Raw genomic sequence first — 17,086 nt, forward strand, 5'->3', positions numbered from 1 at the left:
CGTTGAGGCACCCTAGCGCCGTCAGAGGGTCGTCACATTCATGCGGCCCTCTCGGCCCGCATCAACAAGACCGACCGCAAAGATGCGATGGGCATAGCTCAGATGATGCGGGTCGGCCTGTTCAAGCCGGTCCACGTCAAAACGGCGATCACTCGGTTGGCGACCTAGCCGAGCTGTTCTCAGTGTCACGCCCGACCATCTACCGCACGATGGCCAAGTCGGCGCCTACGACACCAGCCTCTGATCCGATCTGATGCTTCCCGGGCGATCCCAAGCCGATCAAGGGCTGCGCGGCCATCAAGCGTTCCCATCAATACGGAGCGTCGACAGTTGCCATCGGCAACGCATCCGCCGCCCCCCAGAACCGGAACAGTGCCGAGGCGTAACGATCAAGATCGCTCGAACCAATTCGTACGCCGTCGCTGGCCAGGGGGGAACGCCGGCATCGCCTGTTCGAACGTTTCAACATCCGGAACCCAGAGGTGGGGTGCCACCTTGCGTAGGGCGTCGCATGCCCGGCCGTCACCGTGCCGTACGACGTTGGCGACCAGATCCATCTCCGCGATAGCGGCACGAACGTCCGGCGCTGCTTGCAGGCCGCGCACCTCCACGACCCTATTCACGAGACGGTCGATCTCGCATTTGGCCACAAGGCCCACTTCAGCTTGAGGTAGTACCATTCGGCCCCAGAGCCGGAGCTGCTGTTCGAACGAAGCGGCCAGGCCTAGGGCGAATGCACGGCGCGCCTCTTCAGCCGTATGGTTGTCTACCTGCATGGCCAGCTGCTCTAGGAGTTCCGCCTTGGGGCTTGGTTCCCCGATAAGGGCATCGGCGTGGGTTGGCAGGACGTTAAGGGCCGCCCGCACAACCCGCGTGTAGAGGCGGTCGATGTTGGCTTGGAAGACGCGCGGAAGATGATCGGGCTTATTACGCATTCCCCGGCTCAACCCTGTCTGCCGTCTCCGCGAAGGGCTTGAAGCCGGGACATCCCGCCGGTTTCCCGAAGGATTCGCCTGGACCCGTGTCCCCCGAAAGACCGCCGCTGCCGGGTCGGCTTCGTCGGAATTGGGTGCAAATCCATCCCTCGCATCCACCCATGGCGCTGCCGGGCGAAGCGAAGCCGCGTGGCCCTAGACGGCGGGCGGCCATCCGGAAGGGTCGAGCCGCAACGAGCGGTGGACTATGGCGTCGATGACTTGCAACCTGAACGATAGTGATCAAAACATGAACGCGACAGCGAGGCCGTCGACCTCCGATCGACGCCGCCGAGGGGGGATTGGGCTCGATGCCGGTGAGCACGCAACGACCACTCGGGTACCTGAGCGACAACGAGACCGCCGTCGACCTTCTCAATAACGAGGCCATCGCGACGACCGTCCTCCGGCTGATCCGCCGGAAGTCCACCCACCCCGTCACCATCGGCGTCCACGGCGACTGGGGCGCCGGCAAGTCGAGCGTCCTCGAAATGGTCGAGGCCGGCTTCGCGGACGACGAACGCACGGTCTGCCTCAAGTTCAACGGCTGGCAGTTCCAGGGCTTCGAGGACGCCAAGATCGCCCTGATCGAGGGGGTCGTGAACGGCCTCGTCGAGAAGCGGACGCTCTTCGCGAAGGCCGCCGACGTCGTCACGCGCATCCGCGAGAATATCGATGTGCTGAAGGCCGCCAAGCTTGGCGGGAAGCTCGCCTTGAGCCTCTATACGGGACTACCGGCGTTCGGGCTCGGGGAGGCGTTCGACGCAGTCAAGGAGAGGATCGCCGGCCTCGTCACCGACCCGGAGCAGCGCAAGGCCGCCATCGACGCCGCGAACGAGCTTAGGAAGGAAGGCGAGAAGGGCGGCAAGCGGAGCGTCCCACGCGAGATCGCCGAGTTCCGTAAGCTGTTCGAGGAACTGATCGAGCGCGCCGACGTCGATCGGATCGTGGTCCTCGTCGACGACCTCGATCGCTGCCTGCCCGACACTGCGATCGAGACCCTGGAGGCGATCCGCCTCTTTGTCCTCATGGACAAGACCGCCTTCGTCGTCGGCGCCGACGAGCGCATGATTGAGTACGCCGTCGGGCGGCACTTCCCCAACCTGCCCAGGATGGAGGACGCCCAAGGCTACGCCCGCGCCTACCTGGAGAAGCTCCTCCAGGTGCCCTTCCGCATCCCGTCTCTCGGCGAGACCGAGACCCGGATCTACGTGACCCTGCTCCTCGTCGGTGCCGTCCTGGAGGATGGGGATCCGCGCTTCGCGGGGATGCTCGCGCTAGGGCGGAAGGCGTTGCGCACACCCTGGGACGGCGACGTCATGAAGGCCGACGAGATCGCCGGCGTCCTGGGGACGGACCCGGACCAGTCGGTGAGGGAGGCCCTGCTCACCGCTGAGCGCGTCAGCGCCGTGCTCGCCGCCGGTACCAGGGGCAACCCGCGGCAGATCAAGCGCTTCCTGAACGCGCTAAACCTGCGCCTCGCCGTCGCCGAGGCACGCGGGTTCGAGACGATCGAGCCCACGCGGCTGGCGAAGGTCATGCTGGCCGAGCTGTTCCTGCCCGAGGCAGTGTTCTCCCGGATGGCCTCACTCGTCGCGCGCTCGCCTGACGGCGTCTGTGCCGAGATCGCGGCGATCGAGGCTCTGGCGGAAGAGGGCGGCGCTCCTCCGGTCTCCCGCGACGAGCCGGGTGCGCCGGACGCGCGGCCGGAGACCGGCGCGGCCGAGGATCGCGAGATGGTTCTCGCCGACTGGCGGACCCGACCCGAGGTTCTGGATTGGGCACGGGTGAAGCCGTCCATCGGCGGCGAGAACCTGAAGCCCTACCTCTTCGTCATCAAGGATCGGCGCAATTACTTGGCGGGCGCGGTCCCGCTCTCGGCCAAGCTCAAGCGGCTCGTGGCGCGCCTGACGGCCGGGGACCTCAACGTTGCCGCCGTGCTCGGCGAACTGCGGGACCTGCCCGCGACCGAGGCCGATGCGCTGTTCAAGGAGCTCAGGGCGCTCGTCCTCGCCACCATGTCGTTCGACCGGCGCCCGCCGGCTCTCGCCGGTCTGGCCGCCCTCGCGCAGGCCCAGGAGGGCTTCCAGGGCCGATACGTCGATGTCCTCTCGGAATTGCCGACCGACCGCCTCGGGCTTGGCGTCATCGCGGGGCACGGCTTCGTCCGGGATCCTGCCGCCGCCAGGCGCCTCGGGACGGTCCTCGACGGATGGGCGTCGAGCGACAACGCCGTCCTCCGCCGCGGCGTCGAGCAGTCGCGCAAGCCGCAACGCCGCGAACGGCGGAGGGGCTGATGGGCACGTCGACGCCCTACAAGGGCCCGCGCAACGACAACCCGCTGCTTCCCGACTGGCTTCCGCCCGCTCCGCCGCCGCCACCGGACCAACCCCCTCCGGATCCGCCGCCGGCTCCGGAGGACGGGGATCGGCCGGGGCCGGACCGGGGCGACGAGCCCGCCCCTCCCGACCCCGCCTCTCCGGACCCCGCCCCGGGCGAGCCCGCGCCGGCTCCGCCGCGGCCGCCGCCCCGCTTCCAGGCGGCCCGGCGCGGTTTCACCGACTACGCGAAATCGGGCGGTGACGACCGGAAGGCCCTTGGGCGGGCCGTCCGCTCGTTCGTGCGGCGCGCCGGTGGCGGCATCGCCACCACGTCCGCCCGCATGACGCGCGAACGCGACGCCATGGTCCGGCTCGCGGACATCCTGTCGAGGGCAGCGCAGGCGCCCGACGGCATCCGTGGGATTGCCCGGGAACTCGACCTCGGCGCGCTCGCCGAAGGCGACCTCGACGACCTGTTCGCCGCCCTCGCGGACGTGGTCTGCCCTGCGGATGGGGACCTCGACGACGCGCACGCGAAGGACGCGTACCTCGAAGCCGTCTTTGAGGTGATGCGGGGGGATCTCGCTGACATCGATCGGCCGACCCCGGAGACCATCCGGGCGATCCTCGGCGCATTCATGACGAACGCGGTGCACCTGCGCGTCGTCAACGCCATCGCCAACGGCCTGGTGACCGTGCCAAACGACGTCGACGAGGTCATCAACATCCAGGACGGTCTCAAGGACTTCATTCGCGGATGCGTCGACGACGCGCTCGTGGAGGTCGGGGACGCCTTCCCCACCGACGACCTGACCGCGGCCGTCGACGATCTCTACGACCGCGCCATCGGCAACCTGGACGCGCGCGGCGACGCCGCCGCGGAGGGGGAGGACGAATGACCCGCCATGTCCTCGTCGGCCATTTCGGGCCGGGAGACGCGTTCGCCGCCGCGGACGACGATCGGACCCGCGCCACCCGCTTCGACCTCCTCTCGGCCGACGGCCGGCCCGGCCGCGGGATCGGGAAGGCGCTCGCCCATCTCGGCGGCCTCGGCATCCGTCCCTCCGAGATGGGCGTCGACTTCGCCGTCCTGGCGGCGCACGTGCATGCGGCCGATACGCGCCTGAGCCGCACGGCGACGGCCCAGGACGCGTGGACGCGCGAGATCGGCTTGGTCGTCCCCGTCTCCGATCCCGGCGCCTGGGAGGCGGCCTCGCCGATCCTGCTCAGGATGCTCCGATTCCTCACCGGCGATCACTGGACCATCGGCTTCCGCCCTCGCCCCGCCGGCCACGGGGGCCTGTCGCCGCCCGCGCTGCCGGGAATCGACCCGGCCGAATTCGACGGCGTCTGCCTGTTCTCCGGGGGGCTCGACAGCCTGATCGGCGCCATCGACTGCCTCGCCGGGGACGAGTACCCGCTCTTCGTGAGCCATGCCGGCGAGGGAGCGGTCAGCGGCCCCCAGCGGGAAGCCTTTCGTGCCCTGACCGACGCGATGACCCGCCACGGCGTGAACCGGGCCATCCCCAGGCTGCGCTTCGCCCTCACCTTCCCACGGGGCCTCGTCCCGGGCGTCCCGGGCGAGAACTCGACGCGGAGCCGGTCCTTCCTCTTCCTCGCCATCGCGACGCTCGCCGCCTCGGGCCTTCCCGGACCGCTGACGATCCGCATCCCCGAGAACGGGCTGATCGCGCTGAACGTCCCCCTCGATCCGACGCGACTCGGCTCGAACAGCACCCGTACGACGCATCCGTTCTACATCCATCGCTGGAACGAGCTCCTCGGCGCGCTCGGCGTGCCGGCACGGATCGAGAACCGCTATTGGGATCGGACTAAGGGCGAGATGGTCGCGCAGTGCCGGGACCCCGACCTGTTGCGGGCCCTGACCCCGCTGACCGTCTCGTGCGCGCACCCCTCGGCCGGGCGATGGGACGCGGACCGCCGGCGCCACTGCGGGACCTGCGTGCCCTGCATCATCCGGCGCGCCGCGATCGAAGGCGCCTGGGGATCCGGCAACGACCCGACCGGATACCGGTGCGAGGATCTTTCGGCCCGGCCGCTGGACGCGGGGCGCGCCGAGGGGCAGCAGATCCGGGGCTTCCAGTACGCGGTGAGGCGCCTAGCCGACGACCCGGGGCTGGCGCGCATCCTAGTGCACAAGCCGGGGCCGTTGACCGAGGACCTCGCCGACCTGGACGGTCTCGCGGGCGTGTACGGACGTGGTATGGTCGAGGTGGGACGGTTGCTCCGCGGCGTCCGCACCTTCTCCTCGGCCATGCCGGAGCCCCCGTGACGGGCAGCCTCGTCGACTTCCACTGCCACCTCGACCTGTTCCCGGATTTCGAGCGCCTCGTCGGCGAATGTGACCGGGCGCGCGTCTACACCCTCGCCGTGACCACGACGCCCCGGGCGTGGGAACGCAACCGCGACCTCTGCGGGCCGACCTCGCATGTCCGGGCCGCGCTCGGCCTGCACCCGCATCTGATGGCCGAGCACTGGCGCGAGTTCGACCTGTGGGAGAGGCATCTGCCCGAGACCCGGTATGTCGGCGAGGTCGGGCTGGATGCCGGCCCGCGCCACTTCCGCAGCCTCGACCGCCAGAAGGACGTCTTCCGCCGGGTGCTGGTCGCCTGCGCCGCGGCCGGCGGCAGGACGCTCTCGGTCCACAGCGTCCGGGCGGCGACCGCGGTCCTCGACTTGGTCGAGGAGCACCTCCCCCGCGAGCGTGGGACCGTCGTGCTTCATTGGTTCAGCGGCTCGGCCATCGAGGCGAAGCGAGCCGTGGCGCTCGGATGCCGGTTCTCTGTCAACAGCAGGATGCTGCGCACCGATCGCGGCGTGCGCCTACTTCGCTCGCTGCCGAGGGACCGCCTCCTTATGGAGACCGACGGACCGTTTGTGGAGGATGCGGGCCGGAAGTTGCGACCCGTCGACACCGCGGCCACGTTGGTGGCCCTTTCTACGGAGCTCGACTGGGACATCGAGGATTGCCGCCGCCAGATCCTTGGAAACCTGCGCACCTTGGTCGGATCGCCTCGCGTTGCTACGGACTTGTCCCACCTCCCGGGGTGACCACGTGGCCCGATGCCGACCCGAGTGCAGTCTTCAGGGATCCCTGCTGCGAATAGTCATGATCACCGTGGCCGGGTACTGCCGATCCCAACGCACCACACCATCCCCAAACCGCGAAGTTTTTGGTGGTGTCCAGGTATATCGAGCGCGCCACCTTCGACCTGCCGCGCTCGCCAACGCTCTCGCGTGGCCTCCTCGACGCCATTGGGCAGGCCGCTCTGGCCGAATGCCGTCGGCCGAGAGAAAGCTTGGGTGTGGATAAGATCCGCGATCCTCCTATCGGAGGTTATTTCCATGATTCCAATCGAAGATTCCCGTTCGCCATGACGAGACGCAGTATCGGACGTCCCGTTTATCCACCATGTCGAGCCGGCTAAGAGCAGAAGACGTAGTTGCAAAAGGGGCATATTTAGCCCCTTTTGCTGCGTACCGATCGGATGAAGTCCGGCCGTTCCCCTAGGTTCGCGGGCCGAGCCTTGCAGGAAGGGACTCGATGAAACGAATTCGATCCGGATAGGCAGGATCCGACGATGTGGATTCCTGTCCGTGTGGAACCATATCTTGATGGACAGGCAATGCCGCAGATCGCGATGAAAGAAATACTACCGTCAACCGATGTTCGATCGCTCCATGCGCGCTATCCCGGGTTCAGGGGCGGAATATGCCGACACCCGATCCGATACCGGCATCGCTGGCATCGAGATCTGCTCCTCCAGGCCGCCCTCGATCCTGCGGTCGATGCGATGGATCCAGTCGAGATCGAAGTCCCGGGTTGTCTCGCCTTCGTGGTCCAGAAAGGAGCCCGACGGATGCTCGTCGTCGGGGTCGATGACACTACGATCAAACCGGTGATTGAGTGCGATCTTCAGATCGTCCACGTCGCGAGGGCGACCGTTCTGTCGGAACCGATCGCGAGCGATGCGCGGGCGGTCTGGGCGACACGACATCAAATTGTCGCGGCAAGCGACCGCGTCAGGATCCTGGCCGCGTTCGAGCAGGTTGAGCAGCGCACACTGTCCGATCTCGCCGCCTGCGTCCGAGCCCCGGCCGACGGTGTCGATGCCATCCTTGGCATGGCGTGCCTGGGCGAATTGGCACTCGCGATCTCGGACGGGATTCGGCCGGAAACGAGGGTCTGGAGGCGCCGATCGCGGGACCCTTCCGAAGTTCGGGAGCGCCTATCACCAGGTAGTCAGTTCCTTTGATTGTCCACAGGAACCGATAGGTGGGCGAAGAATCTGTGGGACTTCCGCTTGCCATAGGTTTCCAGGCCTGGCTCATTCCTTCGCACGGTCGTTCGCGTTGCTCTCGCAGGTGGGAGCTATCCTTAGGGACGCGGGCGGTAGCCGGGGATTGCCAACCCTCGGCGCTACGCAGTCGCATCTGCCCTCGCGCGGTGCGGCTTAGGACTGCGGAACCTGCATAGCCGGATGGCTGTGCCGCACTCCATTGCGCGGGCTCGGAAATCTCAATCGAAATTTTGCCCTGTCGGGCCGTCGTATCCGCTTGGATGCGCCGACCCAACGCCTGTGGGCAATCGCCCAAACGGAGGAAGGTGATGATCTGAACAAGAACAGGGCGCGACGTCGCCGTCGCGCCCTAATTAAAATGGAGCCGCTGCTCCACGGCCTAGGAACCAGACAGCAGCTCCACACCAGCAGGATCCTTGCGGATCCGGTGGCTCAACCAACCTTGTCCTTGCCAGGATAAGGAAGGCCGAGTCGTGCCATTGAGCACGCTCTTTTTTTGCCATCGTCCGCCGGGCCCTGCAAGCGCCGACGCCATTCCGACCCGCTGTTATCAACAGCGGTGGGGAGGAGGCGCGGTTCGACGAAGCCGGGAGCCCTTATGCGCCACATATGCGATGAATTTCGTACAGGATTCGTTCGAGCCTCTCAGAAGGCCCAGCCCCTCGTTGCAAGTGCCCGCTCGGCCGACGGCGCGGATGCAGAGACGAGAGGTATCGAAAATCCCAACGACCGCTCCGATGCAACGCCAGAGAGCGGCCTTCTTGTTCGCGGCCTGAACGTGGACGCGAGCCTGAACACGGACTGTACCGTTCGCGAGTTCCGGATCGGTCGGTCCTAGCGGGCCGGCATTCTCCCACGCCCGGCAGACGCCGGGCGTACCTCGTTCATTCTGTCCTTCGAGTGCCCTTGCCGGGAGTGGCGGCGGGGAGAAGCGTGCCCGGAATCAGCTTCATGAAATCCGAACAGTACAACACGAGGTGGACGTCGCCGCCTTACCGGTATCCGGACGAAAGCCTCGCTACCCGCATGCCGAGTTTACGCTCGGCGGCGTCCGCTCGCGGCTCTCTAGTTGGACCTGATTGGCGGGAATATGTTTTCGAGGCCGATCTCGAAGCCAAGGCCATGAAATTCTACTTTGCACAATCGGATTTCGTCAGTCTCATCGAGCAGCCCGAATTCGTGGGCTACGTGAATGCGAATGGTATGGAGAAGAGGCACACATTCGATTTGCTCGTTACAATGAAAAGCACCGAAAGATTCTTCGTACAGGTAAAACCGGAATTGTTCGTATCCGAATCTTTCATTGCGGAAATGAGTCTGATCGCATCTCAAAATGGCCATCGCGCCGATTGGGTTGAGATTTTCACCGATCGAAATCCCCACCCGAATGAGATCTACAACGCCGAGCTGGTGATGTCGGTACGTCGCGACCCACCCAGCACTCTCGACGGACGCATTCTCGAGCTCTTGGCCGACACGTTCGGAGCAGTGCGTATCTCGTGGATCGTCGGCACGTTCGCCGATGGAGCTGCCTTTCGTGCCGTCGTCCGCCTGATCGACGCGGGTTTCCTGGAATTGGTCGCGCCTGGACGCATAACTCCCCAATCATTGGTCAAAAATTCACCGGAGTGGAGTGACGAGCGATGAGCCTTCTCGGCACGATCTTGAGAATTGAATTGCATGATAAGATCGAGATCTGTGGCCGTGGCTACGTTTTGGTGGAAACGACAGCTGGCGGGTACATTCTCGCTCGCGACGACGCCAAACTGAGGGCGGAGGCATTCACCTACGAGGAAATATGGAATCATCATCTGGCCGGTAGACTGGAAATCAAGCGTGGATCTTTTAGTAGGGCAACCGCGGCCTTGAAACTTCTGTCGGGAGTCGATTCGTTAGATCAGCTCCCCGAAGAAGAGAGAGCATACTGCCTACATGCGGCCAGTTGTTGCGACGAATTTCTTCGGCTCCACAATGAAGACCCGGACACGTATTGCCGGACACGCCTAGGCTACGAAAGGGCGGCACGCGTCATCGGGGCGCTCAAATACTCCGAGGCGATGGAGCGGCCGCATCAGACGTCGCGGAGTAAGAGGGCTGCCCCGGCGATCGACGCCGCGAAGGAGCGTCGGGCTCGTGCCGGCGATCCTGTGACGGTGCTTCGGGCCGCGAGCGGCCGCAATCTTGAGCGCTGGGTGCCGACCTATGAAGCGCATAATCTTCATCCACTGGCGCTGCGGAAGCAACATTTTCGATGCGGTCGTAGCGAATCTCCTCTCCAAGCGGAAATATTGGCTATACTGGCAAGAACGGCGACATCATATCTTGATGAGCGCCGCCCGAGTGTGCCTAAGCTCCACAGGGATATGAAGGCTGAGATCGAGAAAGACAACATCAAGCGCGCGGAGAACGGTGAACCACTCCTCATCGTTCCGTCGGACAAGGCGCTGACAAGCACGATCAAAAGGAAATACACGCCGTTTCAGATCGAGGCGGCTCGGAAAAGCATTCGGTCGGCCGAGCGTCGATTCGGAGTTGTTTCCAGCGGGGTAGACGCGGACTGGCCAGGGGCTCGAGTCGAGATAGACGAATCGAAGCTGCCGATCATGACGCTACTCAAGTCGGCGGGGATTTGGGAATCGCTTGGCGACTTGAAGCAAGAGCTGCTCAGGAGTGTGCAACGACTTTGGATAGTTTCTGCGATCGATGTCGCGACCGGTGTCATTCTAGGCTTCGTCCTCACCAGAAATCCAGGTGCGGACGCCCTTCTTTCCGTTCTGTCTCTCGCTACACGCGACAAGTCGGCGATCGTTCGCGGCACCGGTGCGCGCTCCAGGTGGGATATGGCCTGTGGTGCGGATACGATTGCAACGGATGCCGGCGCCGCAGTCACGAGTGATGACGTTCGGGGCGCCATCATTGGAATGGGTTGCAAGAATCTGATCGGCCCAGTCGCGCAGCCGCAGTTGCGCGGTACGAAGGAGCGCTTCTTCGGTGTCGTGAACACCGATCTACTCGCTGGATACACCGGTCAGACATTCTCGAATCCCGTAGTGCGCGGCGACTACGACAGTGAAGCCCGCGCTTCGATCGACGGAGACGATCTCGCTCTCGACATCGCAAGGTGGCTGGTCGACGTCCATCACCTCACGCCTTCGCCGGCCATGAGGGGGGAAACGCCAATCGATCGCTGGCGGCGACTTGCAAGTACGAGAGGGATCGTCCCGCCGCTGAACTCGAACCAGCGCAGGGTCTTGTTTGGCATACGAGTCTTTCGCAAGCCCGGACCACGGGGTGTCGTTGTTCTCGGGAACCACTACCAGTCGACTGACATCCAGCAATACATTCGAGACACGAGCGATATCCCGGCTGAGGGATTGGAGATTTCAGTCGATCAGCATGATCTCGGCGCCGTGAGCGTCCGTCTCGGGCGGGATTGGTACGAATTGCCCGCGATGGACGAGACGCTCGACGGCATACCGCTCACGCTTCATGTCGAGGCGATGCGACAGATGCGCGTGCGTTTCGGCGACCAGGCGGAAGTTCATGCCCACGTGGTCCACGAGGCCCGGCTCGCCATCAGGCAGCGAAGTGAGGACGCGATTGCAAAGGCAGCGCTCGGTCCGACCAGGCCGACGGAGGCAACTGTCAATCGAGCCGAAGGCTCAATTTCGATTGCAATCACGGCGCGCGAGTACTTGGCCAGTCGTGCATCTGACGAAACGGACAAGATGCCGCTTCGCTTCCGGACTGCACGGTCCGAACAGAGGGTCCCGACTGCGTCATCCTCGGAATTGGCCAATTTCTCGGCGTCGCCATCAACTGAGCAGGACGAGTCGTCGAGCGATCAGCAGCCGTCGCAGCCCTACTGGTCGGTCAGAGAGTGATTGAATTATGTCTCGACTCCGTGAAATACAGCTTGAAACTCCCGTCTACCACGAGACCTGTCTGGGGATACTCAAGCTCCTCTCGGAGACGGCGTTGGCTCGCAAAAATATAGCATTGTCGAGAGCCGCCTGGGATGCATATTGCCGACGGTTCGAGGCTGTCGAGGGGGCCCGGAAAGCGCCGTGGGAAGCCTTCTCCGACAAGGTCATGGAAGACCTGACGGCGCCAAGCCTGTTCTGCGTCGGCCAGCCGGGGGCAGGAAAGACCTATGCGATCAAAATGGCAATTCGGTCGTATCCCGACCTCTTTCCAGGATACGGCGAGCGCTTTTCCGACTGTCCGATTGTGACGTTCAATGCGAACTCTCAAGGAACCCATAGATCTCTCGGCGAGCACATCCTGGAAGAGGCGGGACTAAATCCACGCACAAGTCTCGTGAATACGAAGGTCTGGAATATGGTGATACGCAACTGGGAGGCCACAGGGCGCTACATCATACATATCGATGACAGCTATCGGATTGGAAGGTCTGCTTCCAAATCCGAATTCGTCGGTATTCGCGACAAGTTCGCAGAGATACAGGATTGGAAGGGGGCCCCGTTCGGTCTGCTGATATCGAGTACTCCGGAGATCGCGCCTCTGTTTGAAACCGAAGGGGGCATGTTTCGCCGACTGAACGCGACCGTTCATTTCAAACCCATGTCGGACGTCGAGCTGACCACGTCCATCCGGCCCCTCATCACAAGGTACGCGGCTGTCTACGGCCTCAAGATAGACCTACCGGAAGATGCGGAGTTCGTGTTTCGACACGGTCATGCTTGCAATCGCGCATTCGGTAGGTCGGTCGAAATCATCATGGACGCCGTAAATCTGGCGCTCACTTCGCGGGATCGGACTATTCGCGTCGCGTCATTCGCGGATGCTCTTCATCGCAGATATGCGTGGCCGGACTTGGCCAATCCCTATCTCGCAACGCAGTGGTGGAAGATCGATGTCCAGAAGCTTCTCGGCAACGCGCTTGAGGCCACGACGGAGGTAGGTGTGGCAGCCGACCGCCAGAAAGGTTCGAGGAGAAGCTGACTATGCCGTTCTCCCGGATCTATCGCTCGTTGGAACTGGGAGAGGGCGAATCCGCCCACTCCTTCGTTTCCCGCCTCGCCGTGAGGTCGGGCTGTTCGAACGCCATGGAATTCTGTGCGGCGCATGGCGCCTTGTTCGGTCACGTCTTAGTGGGGCGAGACGACACGATCCGCTCGTTGTCGGAGGCCGCTGACGTCGACCACATGCATCTCCTCGCGAACAGTTTCCGCAAAGGGGAAGATGGGTTCACTCTCGGCGGGGTGCCGCTGCCGAAGAGCGCGCTGTCGAGGTCGGAAATCCGCGCCTGCGCCATGTGCCTCGCGAACGACGCCCGAGGCGCCCGAAATCCAGCCACCGCTGCGTTCGGAAGGGGTTGGTGGCACGTGGCGTCGCTCAGGACCTGCCCCGAGCATGGCCTCGCCCTGGCGACGCTGACACATGCCACCGGGAAGACGCGCTCCCATGATCTGGCAAGACGGTACGAGCCGTTCCTCTCGCGCCTCGACAGGCTCGCCTCCGGTCTCGCTGTCCGTAAATGCTCGAGGCTCGAGGACTATCTCCGCCTACGGCTTCGGGCCCGCGATACGGGCGATCCCTTCCTGGACGGTCTGCCCCTGCACGTCGTCGCAAAGACCTCTGAGGCGATTGGATACTTGGAAACGATCGGACAGGAAGTGCCCTGGTGTTCGGTCGACAGCGACGGATGGTGGCGCGCGGGAGGCGTCGGATTTTCAGTCCTCGCGGGCGGCCCTGATGCCTTCGAGCAGTGGATCAAACAACGACGCGGATCTCCCGGCCGGGCGTCGCACAGTCCCGATCTGGGCGCCTTCTATCGATGGCTCACGCATGCCGGGCCGGCCTTCGATCCTATTCGGGATATCGCGGCGGAGCAGGTCTTCTCGACCACGGCCCTGCCGGCGGGAACTGTGGTGTTTGGCAGGGCTCTGCCAGACCGGCGCTTCTGGAGTGTGACGTCGGCGGCGAATAAATTCGGGCTTACCCAGGGGACAGTTTCACGTCTTTTCACGGAAGCTGGCGTGATCCCGAACGACTTGGACGCACCTTTTGAAGCCACCTTGTTTGCAGCAAACGAGCAGAACGATTTGATTCTGCGCAAGGCAGCAAACAGCGTAAATCTCGCAAGGCTTCAGCAGACCCTTGGCCTCACTCGCAAGGAAGCTTTGTCACTCGTCGGCGCCGAAATGATATCCCCGATCGTGAGTCAGCGGAACAATGGTGCTTTTCGCTTTTGGAACAATGATATCGTCGATTTCTCGCAGCGTATGATTTTATCTGCGACGGAAGTGGAGGAGTTCCCGAAAAATTTTTATGCCGTTGGCTTGAGACACGCCGCACGCTATTTTTCGATGACATTTGCCGATTTGGCTTCGGAAATCTTGAGTGACCGCCTGCCGGCGTTTCGGTTGCGTGGAGTCGATACGATTCCCGAGATCCATGTCGATTTAGATTCGGTCATGAAACTTCGTGCGGATTCATCGGGTTTCAGTTTCAATTTTGCCGCAAAATATCTTGGGATTGGCGGTCAATCCCTAGATGCGCTGATAAGCAGTGGGCATCTGATGGCAGTAATATCACCTCTTGTAAAAGGGAAATATCGTCTCATAGATGCATCCAGTATAATTTCATTTGAAAAGAATTACATTATCGTATCATCTTTGGCTCGGAAAATTGGCGTCCAAACCAACGCTCTCCATGCCGCGCTGCGCCGACGAGGCGTGCAAAGTACATTCGTGACAGGAGGATATTATCGACGGCTTGTGAACACGGGGAGGAAAAATCCGGCAAGAGGATGCCATTTGTATAAAATTGACGATTTAAAATCAATCGCAGGAAGTATGGTGGTGCTGAAGCAGGGAAAGAAGGTGCAGAATCAGGAGGAACTACAATCTAACACCATCATATTCTAGCAATTAAATCCCGACCTTTACGGACCCGCGCCTAGGCGCGGGTTTTTTCATCTGTGGTCTCCCCGAGGCTGTGAGAGGCGAAGGGAAGACCAGTTGCTACCCAGACTTTCGGTGGTGGCACTCCCAAACTTCAAGGGAAAAAGTCGATGGCTCAAAAAATTCTCTAACAAACACAATTCTTTAGCGCATGCTTCGGCCGAACTCACCTTCTTTTCACACCGTCGGCGAGCCCAGGGGACGCGCTGTTCGACCTGATCTACGGGCTGCGGGCGGCCTACCGGCAGAATGCCGGCTTCGTCATGAACCGGCGCACCCAGAGCACGATCCGCAAGTTCAAGGATTCGGAGGGCAACTATCTCTGGCAGCCGCCCCTCGCCGCCGGCCGGTCCGCGACGCTGGTCGGCTTCCCGGTCACCGAGGCCGAGGCGATGCCGGACCTCGCCAAGGACAGCCTGTCGGTGGCCTTCGGCGACTTCCGCCGGGGCTACCTCGTGGTCGACCGGACGGGGATGCGGGTGCTGCGCGACCCGTACTCGGCCAAGCCCTACGTGCTGTTCTACACCACCAAGCGCGTCGGCGGCGGGGTGCAGGATTTCGACGCGCTCAAGCTCCTGAAGTTCTCCTGACGCGCGGCGGCAACCCTAGCTGGGGCAGCCCGCGCGGTCGCCGCAGCCCGCGAGCCGCCCGGCCTGCTGCTTGGCCCGCTCGAGATTGGTGCGGGCGGTGACCAGCCGCTCGCTGGCCTCCCGGCGGATCCGCACCGAGGTGCCGGGCTTCGCCTCGCGGACGTCCACGGCCTCCCAGTAGGCCATCGCGGCCTGCAGCTCGGCCTGCGCCTCCTTGAGGGTCGGAACCGGCGGCTGCGGCATCTCGGGCATCTCGGTGAGGCGGCCCTCCAGCACGGCCCGCGCCACGGCGATCTCGAACCGCCGGTCGACGCCGAACTGCGCCATCCGCTCCAGGTTCGGCTCGATCATCTCGAGGAGCGCCAGGGTCGGGACGACCAGCGCGTGCGCGTCCCCGCCCCAGCCCGGATCGCATTTCTCGCCGTTGACCGCCCAGAAGATCCCGCGCGCGGTGGCGATGCGGCCGTTCCGCACCTCGCGGACGCGCAGGAAGAAGAAGCGCTCGCCGTAGATCGGGTCGAGCGAGCGAATACAGGCCAGACTGCCGGTTCTGGCCGCCTGATAATATGTCTCAAGATCGATTTCCACTGACGTCTCACAATTTCAAGGGCTGCATGACGCGGATCCGCTCGGGCGGACGCGCGGAAATCATGGAAACGCTGAAACGGTACGCGGACGACTCGGGCGTGGGACGGGATGAAACGAAGCGCTGCGCATGGGCGGCTCGCCTAGGGCCGATCGGCCGTGCCGGTCGACCCGATGGGGTGAGAGGGGGCCGGGACCCCGGCGCCGCCTCTCGATACCGAGCAGTCCGGGTCCGGTCCCGTCGGCAGACGTCCGTCGCTGCGGGGCCCGCGCACCGCCCGGCGCGGCGCCATCCTGCAGGGCGATCGGATCCGCGTCCGAGCCGGCCCGTGAGGGCTCGACGGCCGAATACCCCTTCGTTTCCGGTAGATCAATACGATCTGTCAGGGAAGTACAGTGTTTCTGCTAGAAACATGGTCTGTTGGTACGCTTTCCAGCCGAAACGCTCGTGCTGTGTCTGTTTCCGTCGGACAAACAAGATCATTTTTATGTGGCCGCGTGGCCACCGAATACATCGGCACGGGTGGCCGTTCCGATTTGGGATTGATGGCTGCGGCCATTTGCGGGAACTTATTCGAACAAGAGCTCGAAAGAACCAGAGCTCATCGGCAAGACGAATCAATTCGGCCGAAACAAATAATAGCAGCGCGGCCTGCGTGGCTGAATGCTGTCTCCAATATGGGTCTCGACGTTTTGGGGAAATCGATGAGGATCTTGAAGCACACGCTCCTCTGTTCCGCCGCGGCTCTGTCCGCGGCGAGCGCAGCGCAGGCGGCTGATCTGCCGGTCAAGAAGGCTGTCCCGGTCGAGTACGTCCGCGTCTGCGGCGCGTACGGCGCCGGCTTCTTCTACATTCCCGGCACCGACACTTGCCTGCGTCTCTCCGGCCGCGCCCGGTTCGAGGGCGGCTACATGACCAGCTACTCGCGGCAGAACGGCTCGAACGTCGGTGATACGTCGGGCTACCAGGGCCGGATGCGCATCAACCTCGATGCCCGCACCCAGACCGCCTACGGCACCCTGCGCGCCTTCGTGCGCCTCGATGCCGGATCCCGCACCGGCTATTCCGGCGTCGGCCAGTCGGGCACCCAGCAGCGCATCGGCCAGGCCTTCCCGGCTCTCGGCATCGACCAGTTCGGCCGCGCCTCGCAGTTCGTGAACGTCGACAAGGCCTTCATCCAGTTCGCCGGCATGACCGCCGGTCGCGCCTCGTCGTTCTTCGACTTCTACGCCCACGACTTCGAGTTCGCCGGCGCCACGCTCGGCTCCGACATCGCCTCGACCAACCTGCTCGCCTACACGGCCACGCTCGGCAACGGCCTGTCCGCCACGATCTCGGCCGAAGACCCGGTCTTCCGCCGCAGC

General features: G+C 63.6%; 12 protein-coding genes and 2 pseudogenes. 11 read left to right on the plus strand and 3 right to left on the minus strand.

Features of this window, described 5'->3' with window-relative positions; translation table 11 throughout:
* Positions 1 to 24: 24 nt before the first annotated feature.
* Positions 25 to 144: pseudogene (locus BMY19_RS31170) on the plus strand (IS110 family transposase); the annotation flags it as partial.
* 245 nt (positions 145 to 389) lie between these two features.
* Here the strand turns inward: BMY19_RS31170 and BMY19_RS30395 are convergent.
* Positions 390 to 935 carry a hypothetical protein gene (locus BMY19_RS30395; protein ID WP_139215610.1) on the minus strand — a complete coding sequence of 182 codons (546 nt, stop codon included), beginning with the start codon at positions 933 to 935 and terminating at the stop codon, positions 390 to 392.
* A gap of 350 nt (positions 936 to 1,285) precedes the next feature.
* Here BMY19_RS30395 and qatA point away from each other — a divergent pair, with 350 nt between their 5' ends.
* Genes qatA through qatD form a run of 4 tightly spaced genes read left to right on the plus strand, consistent with a single transcriptional unit; the run spans position 1,286 to position 6,367 of the window.
* Positions 1,286 to 3,271 carry a Qat anti-phage system ATPase QatA gene (gene qatA / locus BMY19_RS00075; RefSeq protein ID WP_139215611.1) on the plus strand — a complete coding sequence of 662 codons (1,986 nt, stop codon included), beginning with the start codon at positions 1,286 to 1,288 and terminating at the stop codon, positions 3,269 to 3,271.
* Entirely contained in the window at positions 3,271 to 4,194 is a 924-nt protein-coding gene (gene qatB / locus BMY19_RS31555) for a Qat anti-phage system associated protein QatB (RefSeq protein ID WP_100250508.1), read from the plus strand. The genes qatA and qatB overlap by 1 nt, the downstream gene beginning before the upstream one ends.
* Entirely contained in the window at positions 4,191 to 5,588 is a 1,398-nt protein-coding gene (gene qatC, locus BMY19_RS00085) for a Qat anti-phage system QueC-like protein QatC (RefSeq protein ID WP_100250509.1), read from the plus strand. Before qatB ends, qatC begins: the two co-directional genes overlap by 4 nt.
* Positions 5,585 to 6,367 (plus strand): Qat anti-phage system TatD family nuclease QatD, encoded by a 783-nt coding sequence (gene qatD / locus BMY19_RS00090; RefSeq protein ID WP_100250510.1) that lies wholly within the window; start codon positions 5,585 to 5,587, stop codon positions 6,365 to 6,367. The genes qatC and qatD overlap by 4 nt, the downstream gene beginning before the upstream one ends.
* Before the next feature lie 608 nt (positions 6,368 to 6,975).
* On the opposite strand, the gene BMY19_RS30400 is transcribed toward qatD, so the two are convergent.
* Positions 6,976 to 7,245: a hypothetical protein gene (locus BMY19_RS30400; RefSeq protein ID WP_139215612.1), complete on the minus strand. Its 270-nt coding sequence runs from the start codon at positions 7,243 to 7,245 to the stop codon at positions 6,976 to 6,978.
* 1,323 nt (positions 7,246 to 8,568) lie between these two features.
* Between BMY19_RS30400 and BMY19_RS30405 the strand changes: the two genes are divergently transcribed.
* From BMY19_RS30405 to BMY19_RS00110, 5 genes and pseudogenes are all read left to right on the plus strand, one after another.
* Positions 8,569 to 9,264: a hypothetical protein gene (locus BMY19_RS30405; protein ID WP_139215613.1), complete on the plus strand. Its 696-nt coding sequence runs from the start codon at positions 8,569 to 8,571 to the stop codon at positions 9,262 to 9,264.
* Entirely contained in the window at positions 9,261 to 11,501 is a 2,241-nt protein-coding gene (locus BMY19_RS30410) for a transposase family protein (protein WP_139215614.1), read from the plus strand. The genes BMY19_RS30405 and BMY19_RS30410 overlap by 4 nt, the downstream gene beginning before the upstream one ends.
* A 7-nt stretch (positions 11,502 to 11,508) precedes the next feature.
* On the plus strand, positions 11,509 to 12,582 hold the full coding sequence (locus BMY19_RS00100) for an ATP-binding protein (RefSeq protein ID WP_100250512.1): 1,074 nt from the start codon (positions 11,509 to 11,511) through the stop codon (positions 12,580 to 12,582).
* A gap of 2 nt (positions 12,583 to 12,584) precedes the next feature.
* Complete coding sequence (locus BMY19_RS00105) at positions 12,585 to 14,510, plus strand: TniQ family protein (RefSeq protein WP_100250513.1); 1,926 nt, start codon at positions 12,585 to 12,587, stop codon at positions 14,508 to 14,510.
* A 218-nt stretch (positions 14,511 to 14,728) separates the two neighbouring features.
* A pseudogene (locus BMY19_RS00110) lies at positions 14,729 to 15,136 on the plus strand (phage major capsid protein); the annotation flags it as partial.
* A gap of 15 nt (positions 15,137 to 15,151) precedes the next feature.
* On the opposite strand, the gene BMY19_RS00115 reads toward BMY19_RS00110, so the two are convergent.
* Positions 15,152 to 15,724: a hypothetical protein gene (locus BMY19_RS00115; protein ID WP_100250514.1), complete on the minus strand. Its 573-nt coding sequence runs from the start codon at positions 15,722 to 15,724 to the stop codon at positions 15,152 to 15,154.
* 702 nt (positions 15,725 to 16,426) lie between these two features.
* Between BMY19_RS00115 and BMY19_RS00120 the strand changes: the two genes are divergently transcribed.
* A partial coding sequence (locus tag BMY19_RS00120; RefSeq protein WP_170862893.1) for a porin occupies positions 16,427 to 17,086 on the plus strand: 660 nt, incomplete at its 3' end.

It is taken from the genome of Methylobacterium sp. UNC300MFChir4.1, from assembly GCF_900110155.1.
Taxonomy (GTDB): Bacteria; Pseudomonadota; Alphaproteobacteria; order Rhizobiales; family Beijerinckiaceae; genus Methylobacterium.

What these genes read in the sequence shown, in the direction of transcription:
- qatB (WP_100250508.1), top strand. Translation starts at nt 3,271, where the DNA reads ATGGGCACGTCGACGCCCTACAAGGGCCCGCGCAACGACAACCCGCTG.
- BMY19_RS30405 (WP_139215613.1), top strand. Translation starts at nt 8,569, where the DNA reads ATGAAATCCGAACAGTACAACACGAGGTGGACGTCGCCGCCTTACCGG.
- BMY19_RS30410 (WP_139215614.1), top strand. Translation starts at nt 9,261, where the DNA reads ATGAGCCTTCTCGGCACGATCTTGAGAATTGAATTGCATGATAAGATC.
- qatA (WP_139215611.1), top strand. Translation starts at nt 1,286, where the DNA reads ATGCCGGTGAGCACGCAACGACCACTCGGGTACCTGAGCGACAACGAG.
- BMY19_RS00100 (WP_100250512.1), top strand. Translation starts at nt 11,509, where the DNA reads ATGTCTCGACTCCGTGAAATACAGCTTGAAACTCCCGTCTACCACGAG.
- BMY19_RS00105 (WP_100250513.1), top strand. Translation starts at nt 12,585, where the DNA reads ATGCCGTTCTCCCGGATCTATCGCTCGTTGGAACTGGGAGAGGGCGAA.
- BMY19_RS30395 (WP_139215610.1), bottom strand. Translation starts at nt 935, where the DNA reads ATGCGTAATAAGCCCGATCATCTTCCGCGCGTCTTCCAAGCCAACATC.
- qatC (WP_100250509.1), top strand. Translation starts at nt 4,191, where the DNA reads ATGACCCGCCATGTCCTCGTCGGCCATTTCGGGCCGGGAGACGCGTTC.